Raw genomic sequence first — 23,799 nt, 5'->3', positions numbered from 1 at the left:
GTGGGCGACATCCTTTCGCGACAGAGGAGCAGGGCCTGTTGCGCCAGGCGAAAGGATGTCGCCCACAGGGTGGGCTCCTACCGGGGGCTGTATGTGGCGGCGCTGCGGTGGCGGGATGCCGCAGGTGGCCAACGGCCACCTGCTAGAATTTACGGCTACAGCCCCCACACCTTGGTCCATGCGCAAACTGACGACCGCGGCACTCGCCCTGGCCCTGATCACCCCTGTCCTCGCTGCCCCGCCCGCGAAACCGGTGCGGTTGGGCATGTGCGCGGCGTGTCATGGGGAAAACGGCGTGGCCATTAACGCCGATGCGCCCAACCTGGCGGGTCAGAAGGCGATTTACCTCAAGGCGGCCCTGCACCAGTACCGCGATGGCCACCGCGATAACCCGATCATGCGCGCCATGGCCGGTCCCCTTTCCGATGCGGATATCGACCAGCTTTCCCAGTGGTATGCCGCCCAGTCCCCCTCCAAGGGCGCTCCATGAATTTCACCGGTCTTCTCATCGGTGCTGTCGCCGGTATGTGGCTCACCCACAACCTGCTCGGCGCCCTCATCGGCGGCATGATCGGCTTCATGTTCGATGCCAGCCGCCAGCAGAGCCAGCGGCGGCGTGCCCCCGTGCAGGGCGGTTATGTGGCGCCGCTGTTCGCGCTGATCGGCGCCGTGGCCAAGGCCGATGGCCGGGTTTCCGAAGCGGAAATCGCCATTGCCGAGCGCCTCATGGCGCGCATGAACCTGGACCAGGATGACCGGGCCAAGGCCATCGATGCGTTCAACGAAGGCAAGCAGCCCGAGTTCAACGCCAACGAAGTGATCGACCAGCTGCGCCAGTGGGTGGGCCACCGCCGCGACCACGCGTTCCCGGTGATCGATGTCGTGATCGAAACCGTCCTGGCCGAGGGCAGCGCGCCCTCGCCGGAGAAGATGGCCATCCTGCGCCAGCTGGCGTTCGCACTGCGCGTGAGCGATATGGAGCTCATGGCGCTCATGGCCATGAAGGGCTACGCCTGGAATGGTCAGGCCGGCGGCAACCGCGGTTACGGCGGCCCGCGTGGCAACGGTGGCTACGTGCCGCCGCAGCGGAACACCATGGGCCCGGATCCGTACGCCGTGCTGGGCATCCAGCGCGATTCGGACGAACGTGCGATCAAGCGCGCCTACCGCAAGCTGATTTCCGAGCACCACCCCGATCGCCTGGGCGACCTGCCCGAAGACATGCGCCGCCGCGCCGAATCGCGCGCAAGCGAGATCAATGCGGCGTATGAGCGGATCAAGTCAGAAAGAGGCTTCAAGTAATCCCAACGTGCTGGCCGTTATGATGGTGCCTTAGCGCTGTAGGAGCCCACCCTGTGGGCGACGCTGTTCGCGACAGAGCAGCAGGGCCTGTGGCGATGAGGCAAAAGATGTCGCCCACAGGGTGGGCTCCTACATTTTCGATACGCCGTTTCCATTGCCTACAGGTACACGTCATGGCCAAGCAGTCTCCCGTCATCGCCCCGTCCATCCTCTCGGCGGATTTCGCCCGCCTGGGTGAGGACACGCGCAAGGTGCTCGATGCCGGTGCGCAGTGGGTGCACTTCGACGTGATGGATAACCACTACGTGCCCAACCTCACCATCGGCCCGATGGTGCTGAAGGCGCTGCGTGATTACGGCATTACCGAACACATCGACGTGCACCTGATGGTGAAGCCGGTGGACCGCATCGTCCCGGACTTCGCCAAGGCCGGCGCGCGCAGCATCAGCTTCCACCCGGAAGCCTCCGAGCACGTGGACCGCACCATCCAGCTGATCCAGGGCGAAGGCTGCGAAGCCGGCCTGGTGTTCAACCCGGCCACGCCGCTCAACTGGCTCGATTACGTGCTCGACAAGATCGACATGGTGCTGATCATGTCGGTGAACCCGGGCTTTGGCGGGCAGAAGTTCATCCCCTCCGCGCTGGACAAGATCCGCCACGTGCGCGAACGCATCGACGCCAGCGGCCGCAAGATCCGCCTGGAAGTGGATGGCGGCGTCAACGCCGACAACATCGGCCAGATCGCCGCCGCCGGCGCGGATACCTTCGTCGCCGGTTCGGCCATCTTTACGGCCCCGGATTACGCCGACGTCATCCGCCGCATGCACGCGGCCATCGACAAGGGCTGATAAGCCCTTTGTAGGAGCCCACCCTGTGGGCGACATCTTTTCGCCTGGCGCTACAGGCCCTGTTCCTCTGTCGCGAAAGATGTCGCCCGCAGGGTGGGCTCCTACATTCGGGTCGCGGGTGGTGGGGCTGCCGGGATTAGGTCAACCCGGCGCAAGAATTCGTAGTTGACCCTGAGTCATAAAGAAAATTTCACGCCCTAAAAGCGTACCCAGGAGTACTGTAATAACGGTTGCAACCCCTGGCACGGGGAACGGTGCCGGCACGATGAAAGGAGTCGGTGATGTCCATACGTCGTATGGCGGCTACGGCCGCGCTGTTCCTCCTCGCTGGTACCGCGGCCGCCGCGCAGGCGCCCGCCACGGCCTCGGCCGATCCCACCGGCGCCCTGAAAGGTGTTGCCACGTATTGCCCCCCGGTGGTCGAAACCGTCCTCCCCGGTGAGTACTACTTCTGTGCCGGCAGCCAGGCGTTCGCCCGCGGCGATACGCAGGCGGCCATGCGCCGCATGCAGGACGCCGCCCGCTGGGCCAGCAAGCCCGCGCAGTACGTGCTCGGCCTCATGTACCTCAATGGCGACAATGGCGTGCGCGATCCGGCCAAGGGCGTGGCGTGGCTCGCCCTCTCCGCCGAGCGGCACGATCCGGTTTACGAGAAAGCTTTCCTGGTCGAGTTTTCGAAGCTCAACGTCGAGCAGCGCAAGCAGGCCAATGCCTACTGGCGCGACCTGAAGAAGGATTACGCCGATAACGTCGCGGGCCGTCGCGCCGAGCGGCGCTTCAATGCCGGCATGAAAGACATGCGCGATGCCGACTTCGCCGGCAACGATGTGTTCCTCGATGGCATCAGCCCGCCGCAGGGCGGCGAGGCAGGCACCTACGAAGGCGGTGGTGAAAACCACGGCTCACGCGTCGGTGGTGGCCAACGCGCGTTCGCCTTCATCCGGAAGATGGACAAGATGCGCGATGACTATTTCCACGGCATGGAAGGCCATGTGACCGTGGGCGAAGTGACCTATGGCGGCACCGTCGGCGAACTCGCAGCGGCCCCGTCGCACTGACAGCACGGCATACAAGGAAAACGCAGATGAAGTCGAAATCGCTGTTGCTTCTGGCCGCTTTCATCGCCACCGGCGTGGCATTCGTTGCGAACGCGGGCGAGCGCCCTAAGCCGCTGCCCGGACAGAACAAGAACACGGTGAGCCAGGCGTTGCTGCTTTGCCCCTCATCGCTGGAACGGTTCCTGCCCGGCGATTACTACTACTGCGATGCCGCGCGTGACTTCTGGTCAGGCCGTGATGCCAGTGCGCGCGAAAGCCTGAAGGATGCGGCTGCATGGGCCAGCAAGCCCGCGCAGTACGCGCTGGGCATCATGTACTTCAATGGCGACCACGCCGAGAAGAACCGCCCGCTCGGCCTGGCCTGGCTGGCGCTGGCCGCGGAGCGGCACAACCCGGATTACGAGCCGGCGTTCGTGGATGCCTACCAGCGCGTCACGCCTGAGGAGATGGCCCAGGCCAACGTCTACTGGCAGGAGCTCAAGGCGAAGTACGCCGATAACATCGCCGCGCCACGGGCGAAGAAACATTTCGATCGGGCGTTCAACGACATCGCCTTCGCCGTGAACTTCGGCGGTTCCATCTTTATCGATGGCGTCGCGGGTGTGCAGATGAGCGATGGCGTGAACGGTGGCGAGGGGGCGTACGGCCAATCGGGCTTCAGCGTGGGCCGGTACCTGCAAGGCCGCGAAGCCGTGGCACTGGCAGGCTGGCAGTCCAACGTCTTCGTCGGCGAAGCGCAGCTCGTACCGATCAGCGAGGTCGTGAACCGCGGCAAGGCCAAGCAGGCCGATTAAGTCGGTACACCCATCACCACAGAAGGAGTGGGCATGAACGGAATACGCGTCGCCGCGGCCATTGCCGCGGCCCTGGTGATCACGGCCTGTAGCCACGCCAGCCGGCCCAAGCCGCTACCCGGGCAGGAAGCGCACGTGGCCAACCTGTTGCAGGGCTGCCCCTACGGGCTGGAACGGTTCCTGCCGGGCGATTACTACTTCTGCGAGGCCGGCTCCAACTACTGGGCCGGCCGCTACGGCATGGCCCGCGATGCCCTGGAATCCGCCGCGCGCTGGGGCAGCAAGCCCGCACAGCAGACGCTGGGCATCATGTATTTCAACGGCGACCACGTCGCGGCCAACCGGCCGCTGGGCGTGGCTTGGCTGGCGCTTTCGGCCGAGCGTCACGGGCCCGAGTATGAATCGCGCTTCGTCTCGGCGTACCGCGAGCTCAGTGCCAGCGAGCGCACGCAGGCCGATGCGTACTGGAACCAGATGAAGCCGGTCTACGCCGATAGCGTCGCCGCCGTGCGTGCCGATCATCGCTTCAACCGGGAGTTCTGGAAGCTGCAGGCCGCCCTGCAGTTCGGCGGCACTGCGTACATCAATGGATTGACCCCTGGCACCGAGAACGGGCTGAGCCTCGCCAAGCGGATCAAGAACGAGCGCGATACCTTCTTCGCCGGGTGGGATACCCAGGTGTGGGTAGGCGATATGGAGCTGGTGCCGCTGGGCCAGTTGCCCGCGGTGACCAAGCCGGCCACGCCGCCGGCGCCCCCTGCACCCGAATCCAACTAGCGCACGCGAAAAAGCTCCCCTGGATAAACGCCAGGGGAGTGAAGGAGCGTCCACACCAGGAGCTCGAGGGGGAAACGGGTAGGGCTTGAACCGGTGCGGTCAGTGCAGGCCGCAGAGCAGGCCCAGCAACAGGGCCCCGAGCGCCAGCGTGACGCGCAGCGGCTCAAAATTACGTTCCAGTTCGGTGTTGTCAGCGTCGGGCTTGGTCTTCATGTTCTTCTTTATCCTTCGGCGCCAACAGGGCCGCCGTGGTGCCAGTTCAGCGCCTGCCGGGGCGGCAGGCGCGGCTCCCGTGGGGCAATCCACGGGCTGTTTGTGGCAAAACGCGGGCAAAGGGGGCGTGTAGGCCGGGGAAGGGCTCGTGCACGGGCAAAACACGGGCAATCGTGCGGTGGTGCTTGCGCGATGGGGGCGGCCATTGCACCCTGCGCACGCCAACCCAAAACACGGAACCCCCATGGGCCGCAGCATCGCCATTGTCGAAGACGAACCCCTCATCCGCGCCAACTACGTGGAAGCGCTCACCCGCTTCGGCTACGACACCCGCGGCTATGGCTCGCGCTCGGAGGCCTCGGTGGCCTTCGCCATGCGCCTGCCCGAGCTCGTCATCATCGATATCGGCCTGGGCGATGAGCCCGAGGGCGGGTTCGACCTGTGCCGCGAGCTGCGCGCCAAGAGCGCCACGCTGCCGATCATCTTCCTGACCGCGCGCGATTCCGATTTCGATGTGATCAGCGGCCTGCGCCTGGGTGCCGACGATTACCTGTCCAAGGACACCAGCCTGCACCAGCTGGCCGCGCGTATCGCCGCACTGTTCCGCCGCATCGAATCGCTGAAGACCCCGGCCGCCAGCGAGAACGTGATCACCCACGGCCCGCTGCGTCTGGAAAGCGAGCGCATGCGCATCACCTGGAACGGCACCGAAATCCCGCTCACGGTGACCGAGTTCTGGATGGTCCACACGCTCGTGCGCTTCCCCGGCCACGTGAAGAACCGCGACCAGCTCATGCGCGAAGCCGAGCTGGTGGTGGATGACGCCACCATCACCTCGCACATCAAGCGCATCCGCAAGAAGTTCGTCGCGCTGGCGCCCGATTTCGACGCGATCGAAACCGTGCACGGCGTCGGCTATCGCTGGACCCCGTGACGCTTCGCCAGAAGCTGCTGCTCGTCGCCTTATGCACCCTGGCCCTGCCTGTGGCCGGGTGGCTGTATGTGCGGCAGATGGAAACGTTGCTGCGCGAAGGCCAGGCGCAGGCGCTGGTGGCCTCCGCACGCGCGCTGGCACGCAGCCTCGTGGTGGTGGATGCGCCGCTGCCGCCGGCCGGCAACGCGTGGTACGTGCAGACCGCCAACGTGCCCATCACCATCGATGGCTACGCCGACGATTGGGCCTCGCTGAGCCCCTGGGCGCAGTCGTTGGGCCGCAATGCCAAGGTGATGTTCGCCGAGGACGACCGCTGGCTGTACTTCACCATCGATGTGCGCGCCCCGCAGCGCCGGCGTGCCGATGCGGCCGATCGCCTTGCGCTCAGCGCCGATCACCTCATCGTCTCCATTGCGAGCAATGAAGATGCGCAGCGCTACTTGTTGGCCAGTGCCGCGCCGGGCGCCACCACGGCCATCGCCCTGGATCCGGAAGCCGGCGTGCTGCCCGATCGCATCAATGCGCAGTGGCAGGAAGATGGCGGCGGCTTCCGCGCCGAGTTGAAACTCCCGCGTGGCCTGCGCCTGGATCGCTTCGGCGTGGGCGTGCACCTGGCCGCGGAGGGCGACGGCGAACCGCTTAGCGCCGATACCCGCCCTCTACTCGAATTCTCGCCGTCGCTCTCGCAGGAGCTGGCGCGGCTAGCGCCCGATGGCGTCCGTGTCCGCGTGCTCTCGCCCCATGCGTGGCTGATGGCGCAGACCGGCCGGCTCGCCTTGCCCGATACGCCGGCCAACGGCCAGCCAGGCTGGTTCGCCGCGCTGGTGTACCGCTCGCTGCTCGCCACGCGGCTGGACGATAACGCCGCTTGGACGGAGGACGCGCCGAAGATCGACCTGCCGGAAGTGCGCGAAGCGCTATCGGGCAAACCGGCCACTGCATGGCGTGCGGGTGAAGCGCGCGGCAGCGTGGTGCTCGCCGCGGCCATGCCGATTACCCAGGGCGGCAAGCTGCATGGCGTCGTGCTGCTCGAACAGCCCAGCCGCGCCGTGCCGCTGCTCGCCAACCGCGCGCTGTTTGGCCTTCTGCTCACCAGCTTCGGCGTGCTGCTGGTCGCCGGTGGCGTGCTGCTGCTGTTCGCCACGCGGCTCACCTTCCGCTTGCGTCGCCTGCGTAACGCGGCGGAGCGTGCGCAGGATAACGATGGCAAACTCGATGGCCCGTTCCCGCTGATCGATGCCACCGACGAACTCGGCGACCTTGCCCGTAGTTTTGCCCGGCTGTTCGATGTGGTGGGTGGCTACACGGACTACCTGCGCACGCTCGCCTCGAAGCTCTCGCACGAACTGCAGACGCCGCTCGCCATCGTCAAATCCTCGCTGGATAACCTCGACCACGCAGGCCTGCCGCCTGAAGCCGAGCCGTACCTGGCGCGTGCGCGCGATGGCATCACGCGGCTGAGTGCGTTGGTCCGCGCGATGAGTGAAGCCAGCCGGATGGAGCGTGCGATTGCATCGGCTGAAGCGGAAGACGTGAACCTCGTCGATGTCGTGCGCGGTTGTGCCGAAGGTTACCGCAGCCTCGCGGGTGATAGGCCCATCGAGGTGGATGTGCCGAGCGACCCGGTGGTGATGCACGTATCGCCGGAACTCATCGCGCAGGCGCTCGACAAGCTTTTCGATAACGCGCTTTCGTTCACCCCTCCCGGTGGGTGGTTGCGTATCGCGCTGCATCCCACGGTGGATGGCGCTGACGTGGAACTCGCGAACCAGGGGCCGCCGTTGCCCGCCGCCATGCAGGGGCGTTTGTTCGATTCGCTGGTGAGTTTGCGTGACAAGGCCACGCCGGGTGAGGCGCCGCATCTTGGCCTGGGGTTGTACGTGGTGCGGCTTGTTGCCGAACGCCACCAAGGTACGGCCAGTGCGCGGAACATCGATGATGGCGTGGCGTTTACGCTGCATTTGAAGGGGCTGCCGCGGCAACGGTTGGCGTAACTGCCAGGTTGCGGTTGTTGTAGGAGCACCCGCCGGTGCTTAGTCCTTAACCAGTTTCAGCCGAATATGTGTAGGCGCATACGCACCACGTGTGCGCCAGTTCCTACAGAACGCATTCCGCCCGATTTTTCAGAATCCTTCCATAGATCTTCGCGATGACGATCTCTACCGTGCGCCCCTCGTACACACGCAGGGGAAGTCATGTCGCACGAATCATCGCTGGGGCGTCGTCGTCGCGCGCTCGCCATCGCCATCCATATCGCCGTGTTCACCGGCGTTGCGCACGCTGCGGATGAACCGGCCAGGCCATTCCCTGCGTTCCTCGATGGCCACGTCGTTCCGGCCTCATTTGATGAGCCCGGCGCATCGGGATACGTCCATCACGAGGCGGGATGGCTCGCCAGCGATGTGAATATCGCCGTCGATCGTTACTGCGGCACGACGCCTGATTGCAGCCTCGCGGGTTATTCGGCACGGGAGATCGCCGGAGCGAGCGGCAAGGGGAGCGCGTACTCCGTTCTCGACATCTCGATTGTCGTGGGTGACCCGTCGTCGCCGCGCACTGTGACGATCAGCGGTGATATCAAGCTGGTCCGCTCCTGTCCGGTCGATGCACTGCTTGTCACCGATCGTGGCGGCTACCTCGAAAACCGTGATCGCGTCACGGGCACCGACCCCGTCGCCTGCGTCTCCCCCGACGTGCTCCCCAAGACCGCCTCCATGGGCGCTCCCGAAGAGAGCGGCGCGAACCAGTGCCCCATCGGCAACAGCCCCACCGTGGGCAACCCTATCAACCCGCTGACGATGAGCAAGATCGAGTCCGCGGTCGACTATGCCGGCCCCGCGTCCTCCGGCCTCGTCTTCGTGCGGAACTATCACAGCGGCGCCTTCTCGCTCGATAGCGGCGTGAGCCGGGTGGGTGCGCGTTACCCCGCCGGGGCACGTATCGGGGCGCGCTGGCGCCACAGCTACGACCGTGCCTTCGTTCGCCGCCCTATCTTTAGCGCAAGCGGCTGGGCCTATGGGTCGGCCTTGTACCTGCTGCGGGAAGACGGTGGCGAAACGCGCTTCACGAAGAAGGGTGATACCTACGTGGCGGAGGAGGGTGAGCGGGGCATCCTTCGCGACGACCCGGCCGGTGGCTGGACACTCACCAAGGCGGACCTCACCGTCGAGCACTACGACGACAAGGGGCGCATGCGCTCGCGCATCGACCCCAACGGCAATGCGCTTACTCTGCACTTTGACGAGATCACGGTGGGCATCGGCATCAAGGTGAACGTGCTGGTGCGCGTCACCGATCGCCAGGGGCGCGAGCTGAAGCTGGGCTACGACCGCTATGGCCGCGTCGAGACCGTCGATACGCCGGATGGACGGATCCGGTACGACTACAGTGGCGACCTGCTCGAAGGGCTGGATGCCGACCTGGTCGAGGTCAGTTATCCCGATGGCCGCAAGGTGAAGTACGGCTACGACGAGCAGGGGATGGGCGGTACGCGAAACCACAAGCTGACGGGCATTGTCGGCAACGATGGCAAGCGCTTCGCGACATTCCGCTACGACAGCGCGAACCGGGCCATCGCGTCGTCGCACGGCGATAACCTGGAACTGACCGAACTCACCGGAATCGGCGCCGCGGAGCTCAATGTCAGGCGACCGGGTCTGGGTGAAGAGACTTGGTACCCGGGCTACAAGGAAGGCGTCGTCCGCCTGGGGCAGCGCAGGGAGACCTATCGGCGCAAGGAGGTAACGCGCGACTTCGATTACCTCGGTGGCGGACTCGTGGCGCGCAACACCGATTACCTCGGCGTGCCCACCTCGTATCGCTATGACGTATCGCGCCGGCTCGAAATCGAGCGCACAGAAGCCGATGGCACGCCCGTGGCACGCACGGTCAAGACGACATGGAACCCGTTGTTCGACAAGCCCATTCGCATCGACAACGGCGCGCAGTGGACGGTGTTCGAATACGACCTCAAGGGCAACCTCCTGAAGCAGCGGCAAGGCGGACTCGCCGATGCGGCGAACCCCGGCGAGGGGCAGTGGCCCGAAGAACGGGTAACGGAGTTCACTTACGACGCAGCGGGCCGGGTGCTTAGCGTGGACGGGCCGCCTAAAGGCACGGCGGACACGACGCGCTTCGCCTATCGGGCCTCGGATGCGCCGGGTTGCTCGGCCACGGCGTGCGCCTGGCGCGCCGGTGATCTGCACACCGTGACCCACCCGCTCGGCCAGGTCGATACCGTGCTGGCCTACGACGCCGCGGGGCGTCCTGCCGCGGTGACCGATGCGAATGGGGTGCGTACGGACCGGCGCTTCGACGCGATGGGGCGGCCGCTTGAAGTGGCGATTCGTGCGCGTCGCGATGGGGCGCCGTCGGCCGGCGACATCGTCACGCGCATGACCTATAACGCCAATGGCGACATTGAGACGATCACCGATCCGGACGGCGCGACGCTCACGCATCGCTACAACAGTGCGCATCGGCTCGTGGAGCAGGTCGATGCCGTTGGGAATACCCGCCGCATTGAACGTAATGCGCAGGGTCTGGTCGGTAAGGACGCGTTTACCCGGGCCGACGGGACGCAGGACCTGGATCGCGTGTACACCTACGATAGCCGCGGCGTCCCGGAGAACATCGAGTATTCAGGGAAGAGCGTCGATTACAGCGTCGACGCGAATGGCCAGTTCCTGCGAACGTCTGGCTACCTCAATGGGCCGACCTACGGGCGCGATGCACGTGGCCGCGTCGATCGCGTGACCGAAGGCAGCGGTAGCGAGAAAGCCGAGACACACCTGGCGTACGACGGCGCGGATCAGGTCAGGACCGTGGTCGATCCCAAGGGCTTGTCGACCGCTTACCTACGCAACGGCATCGGCGACCTGCTGTGGCGCCGCAGCCCTGATACGGGCGACACCTCGTTCGAGAACGATGCGAATGGCCAGCCGCTCCGCGAGACGCCAGCCGATGCGCGAAAGATTGACCGTGCATACGACGCCCTTGGCCGCGTGACCACCGTGACCTATAGCGATGGGGCACGCACGACCTACACCTACGACAAGCCGGCATCCACGTGCGGTGCGGGTGCCGACTTCGCCATCGGGCGGCTGGCCGGCGTGACCGATCGCGATGGAAGCACTTCGTTCTGCTATGACTTCGCGGGGCGCGTCACGCAGAAAACGCAGGTCACCCGCGGCGTGACCCTGGTCGTCCAGTACGCCTATACAAAGGCGGGCAGGCTGGCTGCGATGACCTATCCTGACGGCCGCCAGGTGATCTATACCCGCGACGCGGCGGGACATGTCACCGGCATCGATGCGCAAGCCGCGCTCACCTCAAGCCAGTCCATCGCGAGCTCGGTTCGCCATGATGCGCTGGGTCGCCCGGTGAGCTGGACGGCGGGCCTGCGGACGCTGGAGCGCACCTACGATGGGATGGGCGCCGTGACGACGGTCCGGGACGCGCGTGCGGGCGGCCTTAACCTTGCGGTGTCTTATCTCAACAGCAATGTCGACATGATCACCAACGGCTCGGTCACGAGCTACATCGATACAGACGCCCTCTGCCGGGTGACGTCCGCGGGCGCCCTCGATCCGTCACCGGATAATCCCTTGGGCGACATGCACACCTACCGGTATGACAAGACCGGCAACCGCCTTGCGTGGAACAGCCTGCCGTTCACCAACCGCAGCTTTGTCTATGCCGCCGACAGCCACCGTCTGCTGACGGCCAACAAGATCGCCCGAACCTACGACGCCAACGGCAACACGACCAGCATCGGCGATCGCCAGTTTGTCTACGACGCCAGCAGCCGCATGAGCCAGGCCAAGGTGAATGGCGTGGTGGAAATGAACTACGCCTACAACCCGTTCGGCCAGCAGGTGGCGCGCTACATCGCCGGGCAAATGACCGTGTCGCTGCACGACGAAAGCGGCCACTGGATCGGTGATTACGATGCGGCGGGCCGTCCGGTTCGGCAGGTAGTGTGGCTCGGCGACCTACCCCTAGCCGCGCTCGACGGTGATGCGATTCGCGACATCCAACTCGATCACCTCGGCACGCCACGTGTTGTGATCGACCGTGCGTCGGACAAGGCGATATGGACCTGGTCGGTATCGGGCGAGGCATTTGGTAGCGCTGCGCCGAATGAGGACCCCGATAAGGATGGGCGCAAGTACGTGTTCGATATGCGGTTCCCGGGACAGCGGTATGACGCTGTGACGGGGCTCTTTCAGAATGGGTGGCGGGATTATGATCCGCAGAGTGGGCGGTATGTGCAGAGTGATCCGGTTGGGCTCAGAGGGGGCGTGGCGACCTATGCGTATGCGACGGGCAATCCATATACCAAGGCCGACCCATCTGGGCTGATAGTGAATGGAACGTTTTCACTGTCCACCGGGGAGCTGACTATTGAGGACCTCGATACTCGCATGACATATCGAGTGGATGCTCGCTCAGGCGGGACCTTTCAAAGGGATGGCACGTTCGAGGCCCGACCTTCGGAGCAGATCCCGTTGGGAACCTATCAAGTGCTCGGCCATCGAAAAGAGGATTGGTTTCGTCTTGATCCATTGGACGAATATCCACTTAATGACGTCGATGACGCGACCGGGCGTGACGCCTTTCGTCTTCATCCTGGCACCAACAGTATGGGTTGCATCACCGTGAACTCGTCTGGTGCTGATGCGGCCTTTTACAAAGGTGCCGTCGTCCCTGCGATACGGGGAACTTCGACGCTTGATGTCATTGATTATTCGCGGCGCTCATGGATACGTGGCCCGCTTCCAATCAGGCGAGGCAGTCCTGTGCGGGAGCCGATTAGGTACTACGGAACGATACGCGTTGTTCCCTAATGCATAAACAAGAGACAATTTACATTGCGGCTAGATGGATCGTGACATTCGTTGCCATAGTCACTTGCGTAATCTATTTGCTCTACGTTGGACTGTTCTGGTTTGGGGCATCGATGGCCTTATGGAAGGGCAATCCGCCGGAGCTCACGTGGAAGATGGTCCTGGTGCTCCAGGTTGCTCCTGCGTTGGGCATTATTGCGCTCAATATCGGTGTTTTATGGTTCCCAAGGACCTTTGATTTGAGAGCGGCGTACGTCGTCACGTGTCTGGGTGGTCTTGGGATTGTTGTGTCGGCGATTATGCTCATTTTACCGATCATTCAGTGGTAAGCCATTGGTCAAATCACGGACTGGCTCGAATGCGGATGAGGCGACTAAAAATGCCGGCGTTGCGATCATCCGCAGTGTTGATGATGATCTACGGCGTGGCGACATGCGTCGATAACCTTCCGTTCTCAGTTTCCGCCAGAAGGATCGCGGCAATGGATCGTCGCATCAGTAACGTCACCGGGACCGTTTCGGACAAGGATGTACGGGTACGTTCGTTGCTTGAGTACGGAGATGACGTCGGGCGTTTAGCTGAGGTGACGGCAGTCGTTTCGGGCCCCATAGCCACTGTCCAGGCAACGTATGCCGGACGGATCTCGGAGGGTGTTCCTGCGGATGATTTCGCGCTGAAGGAGATGCGATACGCGCAGTGCTATGTCGTGATCGTCTGTGTCTTTGGCGAGCAGATTGACATCGACGGATCCAACGCGATGCGGCAAGAGTGACATTGATTTCCGCGGCGCTCCAATCCTGGCCGCGTATGTTGCTAACGCCACGCGTCATCAAGAACCGTCAACGCCACCTGCAGCGCATCATCAGCCCGGCTAGCGATCCCATAGCCTGGACGAAACAGTCGCGCATGCCTTCCATCGTAAGTAAGGGTGCATGACCCGTCAGCGACATCCCTCACTTCGGTGATCTTTCCAGTCATCACTCGCTTCCACGCCGCGGTGAACCGCCTTGCGTCTGCCGCGTTGAGTTCGGTGTCTTCTGGCGGGTCGTCGCTGCGGAGGCTCACCAGCCATCGGCCTGATGGGGTCTGCCGGACTATCCAGGCGCCGGAGATGCGTCCGTCTTCGGCGACTGACCAGAGCACTGCGAAGCTACCGTGGGCCTTGGCGAGTAGCGGGTCTACCGCGCGCGATGTGTCAGCGAGGTACTCGCGGAAAGACCGCTCGCATCGCGATGCCTGGCTTCCCGGCTGACTGCCTGCCTCGGTGAGGGCTTGGGTCAATGCTGCCGAAAGGGTGGGTACCTCGGGCGGCGTCGCATTCGCTGCCATGGGCACCGCGAGGAAAAGGGCGAGCATGGCGGTCAGGGGGCGGGTTTTCATGCCAAGACGATACCCGGGAAGGGGCGTGCGTTGTCGCCAGGTTTTATCGCGTGCAAGCACGCTCCTACAGGGGGTGGCATCACGATGCGGCCCGCCCACCAAGGCAACCGGCACCCCCGGGTAGGGCACACAAGCCAATTAGCCCTACAATCCAAGGTCACCCCACCGGGCATCCCCAGACCCCATGATCTCCCGCGAACAATTCGACGCCTACGCCGCGCAGGGCTACACCCGTATCCCGCTGGTGCGCGAGGTGTTCTCCGATCTCGATACCCCCCTCTCGGTTTACCTGAAGCTGGCCGATGGCCCGTACACCTTCCTGTTCGAATCCGTGGAGGGTGGGGCGACCTGGGGCCGCCATTCCATGATCGGCCTGCCGGCAAAGCGCGTGTACCGCCTGCGCGGGCATGAACTGGAGGTGGAAGAGAACGGCGAGGTGGTCGAGACCCGCCACCTGGCGGATCCCCTGGCCGAGATCGAGGTGCTGCGCAAGCAGTACGAGGTGCCGAAGCTGCCGGGCCTGCCCGACTTCACCGGCGGCCTGGTCGGTTATTTCGGCTTCGAGACCATCGGCTATATCGAAGAGCGCCTGGCCCAGTGGGACAAGACCGATGAGCTGGGCACCCCCGATGTGCTGCTCATGCTGGCCGATGAGCTGGCGGTGTTCGATAACTTGAAGGGCCGCCTGTACCTCATCGTCCATGCCGATCCGTCGCGCCCGCAGGCCTACGCCGAGGCGATGCGCCGGCTGGATGCGCTCACCTTCCGCCTGCGCCAGGGCGGGGTGAGCTACCCGCAGATCCAACAGTCAGTCGCCCTCGACGAATCCGATTTCAAATCCTCGTTCACCCGCGAAGAATACGAAGCCATGGTGCGCACCGCGCAGGAGTACATCCGCGCGGGCGATATCTTCCAGGTGGTGCCCTCGCAGCGCCTGAGCATCGGCTTCAACGCCCGTCCGGTGGATGTGTACCGCGCCCTGCGCGCGATGAACCCGTCGCCGTACATGTTCTTCATCGATATCGGTCCCACCCAGATCGTGGGCTCCTCGCCGGAGATCCTGGTGCGCCTGAAGAACGGCCGCGTCGTGCTGCGCCCCATCGCCGGCACCCGCCGCCGCGGCAAGGATGAAGCCGAGGACATCGCGCTCGAAACCGAGCTGCTGGCCGATCCGAAGGAACGCGCCGAGCACCTCATGCTCATCGACCTGGGCCGCAACGACGTGGGCCGCGTGAGCCAGACCGGCACGGTGGAGCTCGCCGAATCGTTCGTGGTGGAACGCTACTCGCACGTCATGCACATCGTTTCCCAGGTGGAAGGCGATATCAAGGACGGCATGTCGTACATGGATGTGATCAAGGCGACGTTCCCGGCCGGCACCGTCAGCGGTGCGCCGAAGATCCGTGCGCTGGAGATCATCCAGGAACTGGAGCCCTTCAAGCGCAACATCTACGCCGGCGCCATCGGCTGGCTTGGCTGGTGGGGCGATGCGGATACCGCGATCGCGATTCGCACGGCGGTCATCCAGGACGGCCGCCTGCACGTCCAGGCCGGCGGCGGCGTGGTCTACGATTCCGACCCCGCAGCCGAGTGGGAAGAAACCATGAACAAGGGCCGCGCCCTATTCCGTGCGGTAGCCCAGGCCGCCAAGGGCCTGTAACCCGCCCTTGTATGTAGGAGCGTGCTTGCACGCGAGGGGTGCTCGCACTGACGTGGGGTCGCGCGCAAGCGCGCTCCTACAACAGGCCTTGGCTGAATTAATAGAGTTCGTTCATCAGGCGAAGGTACTCGTCGACGGTCCACAGGATGGGCCTTTCATGCTTTCGCTTGTGCCGTTTCAAGCCTTGCTCAATATCGATGGCGAGGCTGGCAAATCCGCCATCCCATTCGGGCCTTCCGGCGGGCTTTAGCTCCTGATCGAACCGGTCCGTTACCCTCAGCTTGCCCACGGGTACCTTCAACTCATAGGCGACATGCGTCAGTAATTCATCGAACCGGTCGAACGTCATCACCGTCGTGTAATTGGCTTCCGTATAGATTTCCTGCAACGAAAGGGTCGCTCGATCAGTCGGGAATGCCATGCCAGGGCCTCACTTACGCAGGGTCGCGGATGGGCGGATAATAGCGGGCTGGTGATGGCCTGGGGTCGCGCGCAAGCGCGCTCCTACACGAACATGCAGGTGTCGGTGATGGTGGCGAAGACGATCATGGTGGCGGGTTCGATTGCGGTGATGGCTTCGGTCTCGTCGCCGTCCGAGGCGCGCACGCCCTTCACCAACGATATCGCCTCGCGCACGCAGGCGCTGGCGCTGCTGGAAACGCTGAACGCCGATCTGCTCAGCCATGCCAGCGCCACGCTCACCCTTGAGCGCTGGTGCGGCGATCACGGCCTGGCGCCGGAAGCGAAGATCGTGGCGAACCGGGTGAAGGGCCAGGACAAGCCGCTGCCGGCGGAGGATCGCGCCGCGCTGGGAATCGGTGCCGACGAGCCCGTCCGCTATCGCCGCGTGCAGTTGGCCTGCGACGGCCATGTGCTGTCCGAGGCCGATAACTGGTACGTCCCGGCACGGCTCACCCCGGAAATGAACCAGGTGCTGGATAGCACCGACCAGCCGTTTGGCAAGGTGGTGCAGGGCCTGCATTTCCGCCGCCAGACGATCAGTGCCGACCTGTTGTGGTCGCCCCTGCCCAAGGGCTGGGAGATGGAGGCGCCGCTGCCTGCGGCCGGGCAGGGCCCCCTGCCGATCCCGCACGACGTGCTGCGCCACCGCGCCATCCTCTACACCCAGGACAACCAGCCCTTCAGCCTGGTGGTCGAGACCTATACGGCGGAAGTGCTGGCCTTCGGCAAGCGCTGACTAATCGCGCCTCGGTTGATGGGCTGGCGGCAATGGAACGGAAGGCGCCATTGCCGCCATATCACCTAACGGCCGAGGTCGTTAGCCAAGGCGAGAAGCGCTTGTTCGTTGGCTTTTACCGCCTTTGGGTCCAGGGGCCGTAGAGCCAGTTCGTACGAGGTTGAATCCGTCACCCATGCCACGGACACGACAGTCGTACCTGATGCGTATCGGACCGTTTTCAGCGTGGCGGGAAACCCGGATACCTGGGTATTGAGCCACTCGCGAATGAGCGTAATGGACGTCCCTGATTCGCGGTACTCGGCTTCGCTCAGCTGGATGTTGCCGAGGCCTGATACGAGCCAGGTGCGGGTGACTCCGCTCCATTTCCCCTTGTCGAGTTTTCCGCTCGGATAGATGTCCTGCACGGGGGTGTGCGCCAGCGCGGTGCCGGCAACCGACATGGCGTCGTAGCGGAGGTGGGGGCGCGCGGCATCGAGGGAGGGGTACGAGGTATCGAGCCACCGCTCGAGACGGTTTTTGGGGCCGCGAGCCGCGGGGCGTAGTGCCGCGTCGTTATCCTGGGTCGAAAGGAAGCTGCCCTGTTCAGCCTGCGCCTGTATGTCGCTGCGGATCTGATCTGCCAGTGCGCCGGTAAAGGGAGAATCGGCGAGCGCAACGATGTGTACGCCTGGCTTTGTCGACAGCCGGCTAAGGTCGACGCCGGACCGCATGGCATCGAGTCGGCTTGCTTCAGGAACGATGGCTGAGGGATTCCGTTCGTTCGCGGCCTGGGGCGGGACATCGGTTGCGGCGGCGGCCGGGATGCTCAGCATGAACGCCATGGCGATGATTCGGCTTGTCATGTCACCACTCCGTCAGGTTACAGTCGGTTGCGATCGTCCGTTCGACGGCGAGCGAAGACATGTTGTCGCCGAAGATGTGGGTGCCGCTTACCGTGTTGTGGTTGCTGTCCCCCGTGTCGCCAGCGTACGAACGCCATGTGGAGGCCCAGTGCGCAGTCACGGCGTGCCCGGCGACGGCGCCAAACCCGACATGCTCGCTCATGGTGTACATGAAGTGACTCATCATCGAGGGGCGGTCGTAGGTGACCGACTCATTGATGATGCCGGCAATACAGTTGGCTCGGCTAAGTGATTTCACGCTGGCGCTTGCCTGAAAACTGGCCAGGCATGCCACCAGCGCGATGGCGGCTTTCCGTTTCATGGTGTGTCTCTGGTATCACCCGTCATTGGGCGATCTACAGACTATGGATTGCCAAATAGCCTGTTGAGCGGTGCGACGACCGGCTCGGCGTGGTCGGCGCCCGCTGGATATTGGGGCCTAAGGCCCACTTTTCCGGCCATCTTGTAGGCTCCGCCCGCGCCGTGGCCGAACGGATTACCCCCTCTAGCCGAATTGCCGCATTCGCCCGGCCCGCCCAAGCTGGAGCCGTATTCTCGGGGGAGGTTCCCAATGCCCAGCGCCACGGCTCCTGTTCGCAAGGCCCCCGCCGGCCGGCCGGCCTCCACCCCGTTGGGCGCGATGCTCACTGTGGCCAATGCGCCGCGGATCGGCCCCCAGCCCAAATCCCTGGATAAGGCCCTGGCCAGTGCCCAGCACTGGGTGCAGCTCTCCGATGCCCGCCGTACCGATGCCATGTGGCTGGAGGCCGGGATGATGATGCAGCGGATGGTGCCGCGCGCCGAGTGGGTGCGGTACCTGCGCAAGATTCGCGTGGATCGCGGCGTGCTGGTCGGCCGCGAGTGGTTCGAGATGGCCCGCGTGCGCGACCCGGTCGGGCTTCCGGCCGGCGATTACCTCAATGTGATCTTCCTCGCGCATTACACAAAAGCGGTGCTTTTCGAGACGGTGTCGTTGGCCCCGGGAGCCGATGGGTGGCTCCCGGTGGGGTACGTGATCCGGCCCGTGCAGCGCGAAATCAATTTCGTCCAGTAGGAGCCCACCCTGTGGGCGACATCTTTCGCGATAACGCCTCAGGACCTGTTGCGCTGACGCGATAAGCGTCGCCCACAGGGTGGGCTCCTACAGGGTGAAGGCCCAGCGGTGTGTTGGTTCTGCGGTCCCACAGGGGGAATCGCCATGCTCCATGTTCGAATTTCAAACGACACCGTGCTCTGGTGGGATCTGCCGGCGGGAACGTTTACGGCTCGGCGCGCTTATACTCGGCCGCAGGCCAAAAAGGACCCTGCCATGAGCGAACACGACACGCCCGTCCGCGGTGAATACACGCGCCCGCCCATGCAGCGCGGGGTGGATCCGCAGCGGATGAACTGGCTGTGGCAGTTGATCCTGCAGGCGACCGACCTGAAGCCGGATGAGGTACGCGCGGCGCTTAATGCGATTGGCGTGGCCGCCACCGACAAACGCCTTGCCAGCTGGGCCGTGAGCGATCGCGACGAGAACTATTTCCCGCTCACCATCGCCGAACTGGAGCGCAACCTGCGCGCCGTTGTAGCGGTGAAGCAGAAGCGCGCCGAGGCGGCGACGCAACCGCCAGCTCCCACACCAGCCGACCCGGCGGCCTAAACCCTAAAGCGTGCCGCGCCCCCGTAGGAGCGCGCTTGCGCGCGAAAAGCCAACGGTGCGGTGAGGCAAGCCCCCATCGCGTGCAAGCACGCTCCTACAGGCGGCGCGTCCAGCGTGTGCAGGCTGGGCGGTGCGACGGTCGTTGACACTTCTGGCAGCCCCTCGCTAGATTTTGCGAATGCTGGCGTGCGCTGGCGCACAGGGGAAGCATGGCATGAGTGTGGACGTGCAGGGCGCGGCGGGTAGCCGTTCGTCGGGTCATGCGCCAGGATCTCCGGAATGCCCCGAGCCCACATTGAAACTCGCCATGATCAGGCTGCTGGGCCTCTTTGTCTCCATGGAAGGTCAGGATACGACCAGGGGCTTTTTCACCACGGTGTTTGTCACCATCGATACGTTCCCGGTGATGCGACAGGCGGCCAGGGACGCCTTGCTGGCGCGTATGGCGCGGCATGGTGTGGTGCCGATGGCGAAGGGCCCCTTTCGCACCCTTTGCGTCATGGTCTCGATGTCCAGTGTTGAGATGGATAGTGACGACGTGCGGGAGGCGGATGGCTTCTCGTTCTTCCGCCAGGGAACGCTTCTATCGCGAATTAGCGGCGCCATTGAAGGCGCCTGGCGGCGGTGGCGGCATCCGGACAGGGTGCTGGTCTGATGCGAGCTATCACCCTTCGAGCCAATCCGCCGCATGCTCAGGGCGCGCAGCCGTGAGCGATCTTCCATGGATAGCATCCGAAGGCGGACCGCTGGTCTTCATGCATCGCTCGTTGCTGGGTACGTGGCGCGGTGTATCAGGAACGGTGGATGCCGGCGCCACGACGGATTACGAGCGCGCATGCGCCGTGGACGATGAGCTCGGTGTGCTGGGTGGCACGCCGGGGATACTCGTCCTCGGCGATGAGCCGGATGCTACGTCGCTTCGGCAGTTCGGTGACGCCACCGTTATTGTGCGGTGGCGCTCGGCGCCTTCGGCCGCGCTGATGGAGACGGCGCTCAGCGAAGGGCTCGGTCATGTTGCCTTCGTGTCAGTTGGGCCATTCCACACGATACCCGGCGAGCATGTTCTGTTCGATTCGGCGTGCGCGAGGTCGGACATGGCCTCGTCTATCGTGGCCACGCTCACTGGCACATCGTATGAGCTGGCCACGGCGATGCTAGTCGATGACCGTGGCGTCTCGGCATTGCTTCACCGGCTGAGTGGGGTTGGCTGAGCATGCGTACCCGGTGGGCCATGGGGATTCTGCTCGTTGCCGCCACCCAGCTGATGGCGGCAGACTGTGCGGCTTTTGGTCCGCAGGGTTTCCCAGCGAGGTCGCCGTCGCCGGCCTCGGCGGCGAGCCAGGCAGAGGTCGATGCCACCTTTCGTGCCCTTGACGATCACAAGGCCGCGGTAAGCAACCCGACGTTTAATGCGATACCGGCCACGGCTGAGCATCCGTCGAATGTCGTTGATGCGATCATTCGGTATCAGCTCGTGTCGCGAGCACATGATTACGACAACCCAGCTTCCTTCTGGGTGGCATGGCCTGGGCGTGGGTATCGACTCGATCCCTTGGCTGGGAAGGGGATCGCCCTGGTTGCTGTGCGCACGAAGCCGCCCGGTACCAAGTCGTATGGCGTTGCGTTGACGGTTCCGGACGCACCTTGCGTCGATCCCCCCGTGGCAACGCCGGTGTCGTTCGTGCTCGATGGCGTTCGTATGTCGTTCGAAGGGCGATGCGTGGGGGATCTGCGGGTTTATCGGCCACGACGGGCGTCTGATCGGGTGCAGCTGGATCGCCGGATGCAGAAGGGTGGGCGGCTTGAAGTGCAGAGCACCGATCTCACTGCAACGTTCGACCTCGCCGGTATCCCGGTGCTCAACACCATGTTTGAGGCCGAGGCCGCGTTAGCGAAATCCCGTCGCTCCCACTAATCACGGCCACCCCTGTAGGAGCGCGCTTGCGCGCGATAAGCCTACGAAGCGGCGACGCAAGCACCTAACACCTGTAGGAGCCCACCTTGTGGGCGACGCCGTTCGCGTAAGAGCAACAGGTCCTGTGGCGTTGTCGCGTAAAGATGTCGCCCACAGGGTGGGCTCCTACAGGTGCGTGAGGCGTTTGGCGCGCTTTAGGAATAGCGGGTCGAGAGGAATTTGAAGAACGCGCGGAGGCCCTGGGCTTCGCCGCCGCGGGGGTGGCCGGGGCGGTCACCGTCGTTCCACGCGTAGGTGTCCAGGTGCATCCAGTTCTGGCCTTCGGGCACGAAACGCTCGAGGTACAGCGCGGCGGTGATCGCGCCGGCGTGGCGTGACGGCCCCGCGTTGGCGAAATCGGCGATGTACGACTCCAGCATGCGCCGGTAGGGGCGCCACAGCGGCAGGCGCCACATCGGGTCGTCCACGGATTCGGCGGCGCCGATTACTTCATCGGCCAGCTTGTCGCGGTTGGTGAAGAGGGCCGGCAGCTCGGGGCCCAGGGCCACGCGGGCGGCGCCGGTGAGCGTCGCGAAATCCACGATCAGGTCGGGCGACTGTTCCACCGCGAAGGCCAGCGCATCGCACAGCACCAGGCGGCCTTCGGCATCGGTGTTGTCCACTTCCACCGTGTGGCCCGCGCGCGTGCGGATGACTTCGCCCGGGCGCATGGCGTTACCGGCGATCGCGTTTTCCACGGCCGGCACGAGCAGGGTGAGGCGCACCGGCAGGCGCGCCTTCATCACCAGGCCGGCGAGGGCGATGGCGTGGGCGGCACCGCCCATGTCCTTCTTCATCCAGCGCATGCCATCGGACGGTTTGATGTCCAGGCCGCCGGTGTCGAAGCACACACCCTTGCCGACGATCACCAGCTTCGGGTTGGAATTCTTGCCCCACGTGAGTTCGATGAGGCGTGGCTCGCGATGGCTCGCGCGGCCCACCGCGTGGATGGTCGGGAAATTGTTGGCGAGCAGTTCGTCGCCCACCCACTCGCGCACCTTCGCCTTGTGCTCGGCGGCGTGGGCGTGGATGGCGGCGGAGAGATCGGCCGGGCCCATGTCTTCGGTGGGCGTGTTCACCAGGTCGCGCACTTCGAACACCGCTTCCATCAGCGGCTGCACCGCGCGCAGCGTGGCCGGTTCGACCAGCAGCTGTGCGACGGGGCGGGTGGCCTTGCGGTAGCGCTCAAAGCGGTACGCGCCCAGCGCCCAGCCCAGGGCCAGCAGCTCGCGGTCTTCAACGATCGAGTCGTCGGCCAGCTGGTAGATGCCTTCCGGCAAACGCTGCGGCAGGCCGCCCAGTACCGAGAGGGGTTCCTTGCGATCGACGCCTACCACCACGCGGGAGATACCGCCCGCATTGTTGGGCAGGACGGCGACGGCGCCGGAGGTCGGACGAAAACCCAGCGATGCCAGCCACTGCCGGTGCGTGGCACCCAGCTTCTGCTCCATGGCCGGCATGGAAGCCGCGTCCACGAGCTCAATAATGGTGACAGAGCGCTTGCCGGATTTCCGGTCGATCAGTGGCGACATCAGGCCTCCCGTGCCTCGCGGCAGTTGGTGGCCGCGTCAATGACTGGTGGTGGTTGCGCCCATATTCTAGCCAACCCTGGTGGCAGAAGCGTCAAGCCAATCGGCCAGACCGCGCATATCTGCAAATTCGAGGTCCGGGGCAGGGCCATGCGCCCACACCTCGCCGGTGCGGTTGAGCCAGACAGTTCTCAAACCGGCCTCGCGGGCACCCACCACATCGAGCAGCGGATCGTCGCCGACGTGAAGGATGTGCGCCGCCGGCACGCCCAGCGCTTCGACCGCGGCATGGAAGATCTTCGGATCCGGCTTGGCCACGCCCGCACCGCTGGCGTTGATCCGCGTGTGGAAAAGATGATGCAGGCCGATCACTTCCAGATCGGCGTTGCCGTTGGAGATGCTCGCTATCGGCAGCTTTGCCGCGATGCGCTCCAGGGCGGGCAGGGCATCGGGGTAGAGTTCGACGTTGTTGCGCGCCGCGAAGTAGATGCCCCACAGGGCATCCACTGGCGCATCGTCGATACCGCAGGCGGCGAAGGCCTGGCGGATGGTGATGCGGCGTTGTTCGCTGAAGTCGTGGGCGAGGTGGGTGTGCTCACGCGCCACCTTCTCGCGCAATTCGCGCATGGCCTCGATCGGCCACTGCGTCGCCACCTCGGGGTGGTGCGCCTTCAGCCAGCGATCCACGCAGTGCTCGGCCTCGATCAGGGCCGGGAGTACCGGCCACAGGGTGTCATCGAGGTCGAGCGTGATGGCGCGGATGGGGAGCACGGGT

23 protein-coding genes are annotated in these 23,799 nt (G+C 64.6%); 17 read left to right on the top strand and 6 right to left on the bottom strand.

The genetic code is table 11. From position 1 onward, the window contains the following. Window positions 1-178: 178 nt before the first annotated feature. The 10 genes from L2Y97_RS19140 to L2Y97_RS19095 all read left to right on the top strand — a co-directional run bounded on the left by L2Y97_RS19140 (window position 179) and on the right by L2Y97_RS19095 (window position 13,546). Window positions 179-490: a c-type cytochrome gene (locus tag L2Y97_RS19140; protein WP_247429815.1), complete on the top strand. Its 312-nt coding sequence runs from the start codon at window positions 179-181 to the stop codon at window positions 488-490. Continuing rightward, entirely contained in the window at window positions 487-1,302 is an 816-nt protein-coding gene (djlA, locus tag L2Y97_RS19135) for a co-chaperone DjlA (RefSeq protein WP_247429813.1), read from the top strand. The genes L2Y97_RS19140 and djlA overlap by 4 nt, the downstream gene beginning before the upstream one ends. Before the next feature lie 173 nt (window positions 1,303-1,475). After that, window positions 1,476-2,150: a ribulose-phosphate 3-epimerase gene (gene rpe / locus L2Y97_RS19130; RefSeq protein WP_247429811.1), complete on the top strand. Its 675-nt coding sequence runs from the start codon at window positions 1,476-1,478 to the stop codon at window positions 2,148-2,150. A gap of 281 nt (window positions 2,151-2,431) precedes the next feature. Further along, window positions 2,432-3,208 (top strand): SEL1-like repeat protein, encoded by a 777-nt coding sequence (locus L2Y97_RS19125; protein WP_247429809.1) that lies wholly within the window; start codon window positions 2,432-2,434, stop codon window positions 3,206-3,208. Between the two features lie 26 nt (window positions 3,209-3,234). Beyond that, window positions 3,235-4,002 (top strand): hypothetical protein, encoded by a 768-nt coding sequence (locus tag L2Y97_RS19120; protein WP_247429807.1) that lies wholly within the window; start codon window positions 3,235-3,237, stop codon window positions 4,000-4,002. A gap of 33 nt (window positions 4,003-4,035) precedes the next feature. After that, the gene (locus tag L2Y97_RS19115; RefSeq protein WP_247429805.1) at window positions 4,036-4,779 is read left to right on the top strand and encodes an SEL1-like repeat protein; all 744 of its coding nucleotides are present in this window, start codon (window positions 4,036-4,038) and stop codon (window positions 4,777-4,779) included. A 457-nt stretch (window positions 4,780-5,236) separates the two neighbouring features. Then, window positions 5,237-5,926: a proteobacterial dedicated sortase system response regulator gene (gene pdsR / locus L2Y97_RS19110; RefSeq protein ID WP_247429803.1), complete on the top strand. Its 690-nt coding sequence runs from the start codon at window positions 5,237-5,239 to the stop codon at window positions 5,924-5,926. Further along, window positions 5,923-7,920, top strand: a complete 1,998-nt coding sequence (locus L2Y97_RS19105; protein ID WP_247429802.1) for an ATP-binding protein — start codon at window positions 5,923-5,925, stop codon at window positions 7,918-7,920. The genes pdsR and L2Y97_RS19105 overlap by 4 nt, the downstream gene beginning before the upstream one ends. A 201-nt stretch (window positions 7,921-8,121) precedes the next feature. Continuing rightward, the gene (locus L2Y97_RS19100) at window positions 8,122-12,774 is read left to right on the top strand and encodes an RHS repeat-associated core domain-containing protein (RefSeq protein ID WP_247429800.1); all 4,653 of its coding nucleotides are present in this window, start codon (window positions 8,122-8,124) and stop codon (window positions 12,772-12,774) included. Between the two features lie 481 nt (window positions 12,775-13,255). Beyond that, window positions 13,256-13,546, top strand: a complete 291-nt coding sequence (locus L2Y97_RS19095; RefSeq protein ID WP_247429798.1) for a hypothetical protein — start codon at window positions 13,256-13,258, stop codon at window positions 13,544-13,546. Window positions 13,547-13,587: 41 nt separating this feature from the next. Here L2Y97_RS19095 and L2Y97_RS19090 read toward each other — a convergent pair whose 3' ends face one another. After that, on the bottom strand, window positions 13,588-14,154 hold the full coding sequence (locus L2Y97_RS19090; protein WP_247429797.1) for a hypothetical protein: 567 nt from the start codon (window positions 14,152-14,154) through the stop codon (window positions 13,588-13,590). Between the two features lie 184 nt (window positions 14,155-14,338). Here L2Y97_RS19090 and trpE point away from each other — a divergent pair, with 184 nt between their 5' ends. Then, window positions 14,339-15,814: an anthranilate synthase component I gene (gene trpE / locus L2Y97_RS19085; RefSeq protein WP_247429795.1), complete on the top strand. Its 1,476-nt coding sequence runs from the start codon at window positions 14,339-14,341 to the stop codon at window positions 15,812-15,814. A gap of 97 nt (window positions 15,815-15,911) precedes the next feature. Here trpE and L2Y97_RS19080 read toward each other — a convergent pair whose 3' ends face one another. Next, complete coding sequence (locus tag L2Y97_RS19080) at window positions 15,912-16,235, bottom strand: hypothetical protein (protein WP_247429793.1); 324 nt, start codon at window positions 16,233-16,235, stop codon at window positions 15,912-15,914. Between the two features lie 54 nt (window positions 16,236-16,289). Between L2Y97_RS19080 and L2Y97_RS19075 the strand changes: the two genes are divergently transcribed. After that, window positions 16,290-17,012, top strand: a complete 723-nt coding sequence (locus tag L2Y97_RS19075) for a hypothetical protein (protein WP_247429791.1) — start codon at window positions 16,290-16,292, stop codon at window positions 17,010-17,012. 65 nt (window positions 17,013-17,077) lie between these two features. Here the strand turns inward: L2Y97_RS19075 and L2Y97_RS19070 are convergent, their stop codons facing one another. Then, a complete protein-coding gene (locus L2Y97_RS19070; RefSeq protein ID WP_247429789.1) occupies window positions 17,078-17,836 on the bottom strand; it encodes a hypothetical protein in 759 nt (252 codons plus the stop codon). 22 nt (window positions 17,837-17,858) lie between these two features. Further along, window positions 17,859-18,218, bottom strand: a complete 360-nt coding sequence (locus tag L2Y97_RS19065) for a hypothetical protein (protein ID WP_247429787.1) — start codon at window positions 18,216-18,218, stop codon at window positions 17,859-17,861. Window positions 18,219-18,467: 249 nt separating this feature from the next. Between L2Y97_RS19065 and L2Y97_RS19060 the strand changes: the two genes are divergently transcribed. The 5 genes from L2Y97_RS19060 (at window position 18,468) to L2Y97_RS19040 (ending at window position 21,456) form a co-directional block, all read left to right on the top strand. After that, window positions 18,468-18,950: a DUF4019 domain-containing protein gene (locus L2Y97_RS19060; protein ID WP_247429785.1), complete on the top strand. Its 483-nt coding sequence runs from the start codon at window positions 18,468-18,470 to the stop codon at window positions 18,948-18,950. A 255-nt stretch (window positions 18,951-19,205) separates the two neighbouring features. Further along, complete coding sequence (locus L2Y97_RS19055; protein ID WP_247429782.1) at window positions 19,206-19,541, top strand: hypothetical protein; 336 nt, start codon at window positions 19,206-19,208, stop codon at window positions 19,539-19,541. 214 nt (window positions 19,542-19,755) lie between these two features. After that, window positions 19,756-20,196, top strand: coding sequence for a hypothetical protein (locus L2Y97_RS19050; RefSeq protein WP_247429780.1), 441 nt, complete (start codon window positions 19,756-19,758; stop codon window positions 20,194-20,196). Between the two features lie 52 nt (window positions 20,197-20,248). Beyond that, a complete protein-coding gene (locus tag L2Y97_RS19045; RefSeq protein WP_247429777.1) occupies window positions 20,249-20,752 on the top strand; it encodes an Imm21 family immunity protein in 504 nt (167 codons plus the stop codon). A 20-nt stretch (window positions 20,753-20,772) separates the two neighbouring features. Next, on the top strand, window positions 20,773-21,456 hold the full coding sequence (locus L2Y97_RS19040) for a hypothetical protein (protein WP_247429775.1): 684 nt from the start codon (window positions 20,773-20,775) through the stop codon (window positions 21,454-21,456). Window positions 21,457-21,650: 194 nt separating this feature from the next. Here the strand turns inward: L2Y97_RS19040 and L2Y97_RS19035 are convergent, their stop codons facing one another. Both L2Y97_RS19035 and L2Y97_RS19030 read right to left on the bottom strand, forming a co-directional pair. Continuing rightward, window positions 21,651-23,027, bottom strand: coding sequence for a leucyl aminopeptidase family protein (locus L2Y97_RS19035; RefSeq protein ID WP_247429773.1), 1,377 nt, complete (start codon window positions 23,025-23,027; stop codon window positions 21,651-21,653). A gap of 66 nt (window positions 23,028-23,093) precedes the next feature. Then, window positions 23,094-23,795, bottom strand: coding sequence for an HAD family hydrolase (locus tag L2Y97_RS19030; protein WP_247429771.1), 702 nt, complete (start codon window positions 23,793-23,795; stop codon window positions 23,094-23,096). Window positions 23,796-23,799 lie beyond the last annotated feature (4 nt).

This window comes from Luteibacter aegosomatissinici (assembly GCF_023078495.1).
In the GTDB taxonomy this organism is placed as follows: domain Bacteria; phylum Pseudomonadota; class Gammaproteobacteria; order Xanthomonadales; family Rhodanobacteraceae; genus Luteibacter; species Luteibacter aegosomatissinici.
The sequence above is the reverse complement of the archived record's forward strand: the minus strand, read 5'-3'. Positions and strand labels throughout refer to the sequence as shown.